Genomic DNA, 6,958 nt, shown 5'->3' on the forward strand with positions numbered 1-6,958 from the left:
ATAGCGAACACATCAAAAGATAAGCAATTACAGCAGCAAGTACAAAATTCCACTGAAGGGCCTTACGAGTAACGGTTAAATCATCGGCGGTACCAGTTAAGATTGCACTATAAGAACCCCCGAGTTCGCCACTGCTACGAAGCGGGTCCAGAATTTCGCTATTGATAGTGTCTATCGCACTTTCGAGCGGCATTTTCTCGGGTGGTATTACCTGAATTGCAATCGTCCTCTGACGTTCATAGTGATTAATTTGCTCGGGACCAGTGGTAACTATTACATCAGCAACCGAACCTACATTGACCATCTTACCACTATCGGTATTAACCATAAGATCTTCAATCTGGTGTGTTCGATTTGAATACTTATCCTCACCCCGAAGCACAAGATCAATTTCATCGCCTTCGATTTGATAGTCACTTACCTTTGCCCCATCCACAAGAGCGTTGACCATGAAACCAAGTCCCTCGTTTGTAACCCCTACGTCAGATGCCCGGACACGTTCTGTTACAACCTGCACCTCTGGGTTGCCCAGATCGAGACTTGGAATAGGCCGTACCTGTGAGCCTGGTATTTTCTGAATCGCACTGAAAAAGATCTTCTGACCAAGACCAACGAGCTTATCCAGGTCAGGACCAGTGAGTTGAATATTGATCGAACGTCCTTCACCTATTCCCCTCTGAAAAATACTGGACTGACTGACAATAGCTATCATACCGGGAATTTTACTCAGGACTTTTTGCATTACGGGAATGAGGCCTCTCACCTTATCTGGTTCCTTAGCGCGTGCCCCCATGAACACCTGTCGCCCCCTTGCCACATAGAAGAGGTGTTGGATAGGGGGACCGTCAAGATTCTTTGCCTCCGGAGAATTAACCTCTGCCTCCCAATATGGTCTTAAGTCGCTTTCTATTTCTTTTCCAATTTTGGTGAATTCACCGATATTATATCCAGGAGGAGGTAGAAGGATTCCAAATAAAAGATTGCGGTTCCCCTCGGGTAAATATTCCGCTTTTGGTATCATCAGCCAGCTAAGAAAAAGTGAACCAATAGTAAAAACACAAACAACGACGATACGTGTCTTAGAGTCTTCAATAATTCTTCGAACAATAGTTGCGATTCCATCTGAAATATCCTTTCCTATACGTGCAAAGCCCCAGAGATTATTAAACGCGGCCCTTTTTGTTTCTTTTGCTATGCTTAGGATTTTAGCAGATGCAGCCGGGATAACCGTAATTGATACAATAAGACTCAGAATAACAGACACACTTATTGCTATCGCTATATCTCGAAATAATTGACCGGCTTGTTCCTTAATAAAGATGACCGGTATAAAGACCGCCGCAGTTGTGAGCGTGCTTGCGAGCACAGCTCCCCACACCTCAACAGTTCCATCATAGGAAGCCTTTATACGCGATTTCCCCATCTGCATATGACGGTAGATATTCTCTAAGACGACAATCGAATTATCGACTACCATCCCCACTGCAAAACTCATACCGGCAAGGCTTATAACATTTATCGTCCTGCCCAAAAAAGCCATGACAACAAAGGTGCCAATGACGCTAATCGGAATGGCTGTAGCTATAATGAGCGTGCTGCTTCCACTCCTGAGAAAGAGCAAAAGAACAGCAATGGCTAGAAAACCGCCAATTATGAGATTTTCTTTGACAAGATCGATCGCACTCCTGATATAGTTTGTTTCGTCATACACGTTAAAGAGCTCTAATTTCTTTTCTTTTAGGAGTCCTCTATTTAACTCATTCATCGCCTGACGAAGCCCATCCATAACCTCAATCGCATTGGCCCCGCTTTCTTTGACAGCGTTTATCGCTATTGCTGGCTCGCCGTTTTGTCTTACCGCATAGTCAGGATCCTTGTATCCGAGGTTTACTTTTGCCACATCTCGGACATAAACAGGTGCGCCATTCTTCCGAGTTATAATAACGTCCTCAATATCATCAGGAGATTTATATTCGCCAATTGTTCGTACGATATATCTTCTTTTCCCTTCATCGAAATCACCAGCGCTATAGTTATCATTCTCCTTATCAACTGCCTGCGCCATCTCCAGTAAGGTGATGTCCCTTGCAGCCAGTGCATCAGGATCCACGATAACCTGCATCTCACGCTCGCGTCCGCCGAACACATTTGACGAACCCACTCCGGGTACACGTTCAAACCTGGGCTTTATAAAATCATCCGCAAAGTCATGGAATATATTTATGTCAAGATCATTGCCTGGTAATGGTCTTAATATAAACCATGCCATTGCGCTTCCCCGTACATCGACACTGCTGATAACGGGCCTATCAGCATCATCGGGAAATTCCCTTACCTGATTCAGCTTATTCGATACATCAACAAGTGCAGCGTCTATATCGGTACCTATAAGAAATTCCAGTACAACGGTACCACTTCCATCAGAGCTCTCGCTGGTCATCTCCACCACGCCTTCGACCGTTTTTAGCTCGTCCTCCTGCCTACGAACAATCTCTGTTTCCACCTCCTGGGGACTGGATCCTTCCCATCTTGTATCAACAGTTACTCTTGGTTTTTCAACATCGGGTGTTAGCTGGACGGGGATTTTAAAAAGGGAAATAAATCCGAAAAGAATCACAAATAAAACACCTACAATAACACTTACTGGCTTTTTGATTGACGTGTCAACTAGTTTCATAATCTATCAATCCCAATTCGCAAGTGTAAATCTAGGAGATTCACTATGCTGGTTTTATGATCCATGATGCACGATACACGATTCATGATTCTAGAAAAATTTTTTAGCAGATTATTTATCTTGTTTCCTGGATCGCCTTTAATCCTTTATCTCGGCTCCATTTTGATCCACTATTTTGACTGGCTGATTTGGCCTGAGCCTTTCATTACCACGTATAACAATTAGTTGTCCCTTTTCAACCGGTCCTATTATCTGTATGAGATCCCTGATTGCGATACCCGTATTGACTTGTACTGGCGAGGCAGACCCGTCATTTACGACGTAAACAAAGTTGCTCTTATTTTGCTCTACGATTGCATCTTTAGGAACAAGCTTTACTAGAGATGGTTCCCCGATTAAAAAAGATACTCGAGCAACCATACCACTCTTTATCAACCCGTCTTTGTTATCAACCACGACCTTAACAGGGAAAGTTCTTGATTCTCTATCAGCCTGTGGAACTATAGATGTTATTTTCCCTCCGATCAATAAATCAGGTAATGCATCAAAAATTACATCTGCATAGTCGCCCAACCTAATCTGACTTATATAACGTTCAGGCACATCCACATCAATTTCAGCTGTATTTATATCTATAAGCTCAACCACGGGCCCTCCAACTACAATCCATTGCCCTACTTCCGTATGTTCAGCGGTTATATATCCATCAAACGGCGCAACTATGTTGGATCTAGCGAGGTCATAATCGTGATTATCTATTTGGGCTTCAAGCTGAGATAATCTTGCTGACATAGCATCCTTCTCAGTCTCTGTGTCCTGGAGCTGCTGTAAAGATGCGACCCCCTTCTTATAGAGTTCTTGAAAACGCTCCAGGTTTCTCTTCGCAAGGCGGTAACGGGCTTCGGCCTCAGCCTTTTGAGCCTTTGCTTCACGAAGATCAATCTCAAGTGATTCCGTACGCAACTTGGCCAGCAGATCACCCTTCTTAACAACGTCACCCTCTTCTACGGGGAAATCCTCAACGAGACCGGCTATTTCGCTCGCTATCGTGCTCCTCTTGAGTGGTTGAACTGCACCTACGATTGTTACAGGTTTTTGAAGGGTCTGTTCTTTAACTTCGGATACCACTACAGGTGCAGGCGGTGGTGCCTGAGCATGAGAATTAATTGCGATAATCATCAATGCTGTAACTAATAGCAAAGAGAGCAAACTTAATTTATTTAGGTTCATGTTCAATTTCTTTAACATACTTAATTCTTATTCATATAATTTATATTTTCATACCTTCAAGGAAAATTGTCACAAAGGATTCCACTACATCCTCCCGTTTAATACTTCTCTTTCTTTTCTCCCTAAATAGCTCCTGAACAATTATACAATTTATTACCATACCTATAAAAGCTCTCGCAGCAACTATCGGATTAATTTTTTTAAACGCTCCATCTGATATTCGATCTTTTATATATTCCGATAGCAACATATTTATGTACTCTACATAGGAATCAAAAAACATATCCGATAATTCATGACCCTCAAGTGCACTGTAATGCAATAATCTTATAAAATCAGGGTCCTTCCGATTTTCATAAATACTTCTGGATGATTTAAAGGCATAGTCTAATTAAGTCGTCGTTTGTTAAATACAAATATGATCATTATTTTTGCTTATTTTTTATCCCATAAAGAAAAATATCAGTAAAACATTCGACCACTTCTTCGTCTGTGAACCTCTGCTTTCCCGTCTCTCCGAATAGTTCCCGAGCTGTTATGTAATTTGCTAACATTCCAATAAAAGCACGCCCCGCGAGGAGAGGATTTACCTCTTTAAATACTCCTTCTCTAATTCCTTTTTGCACATAATCAGAAAGTAGGTTTCTGAGATACTGTACATAGGTTTCAAAAAACATGGATGACAACTCATGGCCTTCGAGAGCACTGAAATAAAGTAACCTTATAAACGCAGGGTCCAACCTTGTCTTTTCAAACATTCTTCTTGCAAGGGATTCGAAAATCTGCCAATCATCCATTGTATCTTGAAAACTTTCAAGGGGCAGTTCAAGTCTTGGTTCTTCTTTGATTTTTCTCTCAATAATCGCGCTATACAGATCTCTCTTTGTCCTGAAATAGCGAAAGATCAGCGCCTCGTTTACCCCAGCCGATTCTGAAATCTCCTTCGTAGTTGTGCCATTGAATCCCTTTTCGGAAAAGAGCTTAATTGCAGTTTCGAGAATCTTTTCTCTTGTGTTTACTTTCACCCTTTCGGTTGACATTAAACGCCCCCAGTATAATGCAAGTAAATACTTACTTACAGATAAATTAACATCACACTTGCCGGGTGTCAAGAAGCGAAAGTTGTATTAAGGAAACATACTAAGTAATAGAGAAGTTATCGCCAAATAAGCTACTTTCAAATTAGGATTGCATTATCATAGTGGGCAGGATTATGACTAGTAGCCTATTCCAGTAGTTTCAAAGTTTATTCGGGAATTTTATATAAGTTTAGCTTCTTCCTACAAGATATAATGATAAACCCTCCGGAAAATGACGTAGATATACACGAGGAGAGAATTCGTGGAAATTGATATCGGCCTTACCCATCTAAAAATCAAGTGAACATCCAATACGATCTAACAAGGCCGTAATAAGGTCAAACAAAATGGTAATTCTCGAGGCAATTATAGTGGATTAATTAACTGTCGATTCCTTGTCAATATGCATCCTGTCTTGAATAGGATTGTAAATATCAGATATAATACTCTTTACCTAACTGAACTTAATGGAGAGGATATAATGGCACGTAATGGAATCCTAGATTTGAACGACGCAATATTTGACGGTGAAGTACTAAAAAGTGACATTCCGGTTCTGGTAGATTTCTGGGCTCCATGGTGTGGGCCCTGCAGAATTTTAGCCCCTGTAGTCGAAGAGATTTCGAGTTCATACACAGGTCGAATCAAGTTTGGCAAGCTTAATGTGGACGAAAATCATGAAACCACGATGAAGTACGGGATCAGAAGCATTCCAACCATCATAATCTTTAAAAACGGGCAGGTCCTCGAACAGGTAATCGGTGCAGTACCAAAGACCGAAATTGAAAGATTAATAAATAAGGCTCTTTAATAGTTAATCGTAGAGTAAAAGTTAACTCCGAATTCTCGGGAGGTTTCATAAATTATCGAGTCGATTTTGAGTTTTGAATATACCCCACCCTTCAGCATCTATCGTGCAATCGATACCAATTCCATATGTGAGACCCTTAAATTAATCAAATGGCCATCTGCTAGAAAATCAATATTTTCTAACAAAGTTATAAAATTACATTTGACACACAACCAATCATCCATATCTATATAGACCCATGAACTACCCTACTTTCAATCTGGGTAAATTCACCTCTTTCAATTTCACGGACGTTAGTCTCCCTGGAGTCTAAGCAAACTTTTATATGATGATATGCCTTCCAAGGATCAACCTTAGTACCACAAGTGAATATATCTACGGCAGCGTAATCGAATTCTGGCCAGGTGTGAATCGCAATATGAGACTCAGCAATGACCACCATACCACTAACGCCCTGAGGAGAGAAGTTGTGAAATGAACTCTCCAGCACTGCCGCTCCACAAATATCTGCCGCTTCTATCATAACTTCTTTTATCTTTTCCTTGTGGTTTAATACTTTAGGGTCACACCTATGGTAGTCTACCAAAAAATGCCTCCCTAGGGCCTTCAATCTTACCTCCTCTTTTTTTAGTTATTTCCCATGATTATGGGAGGTTAGATTATACCTTAAAACCTAAAATGTCAAACCGATGACGCCAAAGTACTTATTAATTGATCTTGAGCCGCCTTATTGGTTTCCACCTCAATATATTCAACATTGACATCCTACAAGACTTCTCAACTGCAATTTGTGTACGACAATTTTCTAAGTAAGCTTTAGAACAAGGCAAGCAGCTCATGTTTGAAACCTTTCCTGAAGGAGGATAAAAGCGTTGGGGAAATATATAATGCTCAGCACACTGACAGATGAAGGAAGAAAAACTATCAAGATGAGACCCGAAAGGATTAAAGAGGTAAATAAGGAAATTGAGAAGATGGGAGTAAAGGTGCTGGAACAATACGCCGTTCTTGGACCCTACGACTTTGTAAATATAGTAGAGGCAGCAAACAATGAGACCATTTCAAGGGTGTCTATCGAACTAGGTTCACGCGGTACGGTAAAGATAATGACACTCGCTGCAATACCAATCGATAAATTTGAAAAAAAACTATCGAGATAGA

At 41.0% G+C, this 6,958-nt stretch carries 7 protein-coding genes; 2 read left to right on the forward strand and 5 right to left on the reverse strand.

The genetic code is table 11. The features are described from left to right. From VGA95_06135 to VGA95_06150, 4 genes are all read right to left on the reverse strand, one after another. Positions 1–2,677 (reverse strand): efflux RND transporter permease subunit (locus VGA95_06135; protein ID HEX9666125.1); only part of this gene is annotated, 2,677 nt, incomplete at its 3' end. A gap of 138 nt (positions 2,678–2,815) precedes the next feature. Further along, positions 2,816–3,925, reverse strand: coding sequence for an efflux RND transporter periplasmic adaptor subunit (locus VGA95_06140; protein ID HEX9666126.1), 1,110 nt, complete (start codon positions 3,923–3,925; stop codon positions 2,816–2,818). A gap of 22 nt (positions 3,926–3,947) precedes the next feature. Next, entirely contained in the window at positions 3,948–4,229 is a 282-nt protein-coding gene (locus VGA95_06145; protein ID HEX9666127.1) for a TetR/AcrR family transcriptional regulator C-terminal domain-containing protein, read from the reverse strand. Positions 4,230–4,332: 103 nt separating this feature from the next. After that, entirely contained in the window at positions 4,333–4,947 is a 615-nt protein-coding gene (locus VGA95_06150) for a TetR/AcrR family transcriptional regulator (protein HEX9666128.1), read from the reverse strand. Between the two features lie 520 nt (positions 4,948–5,467). Between VGA95_06150 and trxA the strand changes: the two genes are divergently transcribed. Continuing rightward, complete coding sequence (trxA, locus tag VGA95_06155) at positions 5,468–5,797, forward strand: thioredoxin (GenBank protein ID HEX9666129.1); 330 nt, start codon at positions 5,468–5,470, stop codon at positions 5,795–5,797. A gap of 226 nt (positions 5,798–6,023) precedes the next feature. On the opposite strand, the gene speD is transcribed toward trxA, so the two are convergent. Then, the gene (speD, locus tag VGA95_06160) at positions 6,024–6,407 is read right to left on the reverse strand and encodes an adenosylmethionine decarboxylase (protein ID HEX9666130.1); all 384 of its coding nucleotides are present in this window, start codon (positions 6,405–6,407) and stop codon (positions 6,024–6,026) included. 262 nt (positions 6,408–6,669) lie between these two features. On the opposite strand from speD, the gene VGA95_06165 reads away from it, so the two are divergent. Continuing rightward, the gene (locus VGA95_06165) at positions 6,670–6,957 is read left to right on the forward strand and encodes a GYD domain-containing protein (GenBank protein ID HEX9666131.1); all 288 of its coding nucleotides are present in this window, start codon (positions 6,670–6,672) and stop codon (positions 6,955–6,957) included. Position 6,958 lies beyond the last annotated feature (1 nt).

This window comes from Thermodesulfobacteriota bacterium (genome assembly GCA_036397855.1).
GTDB lineage: Bacteria > Desulfobacterota_D > UBA1144 > Nemesobacterales > CSP1-2 > DASWID01.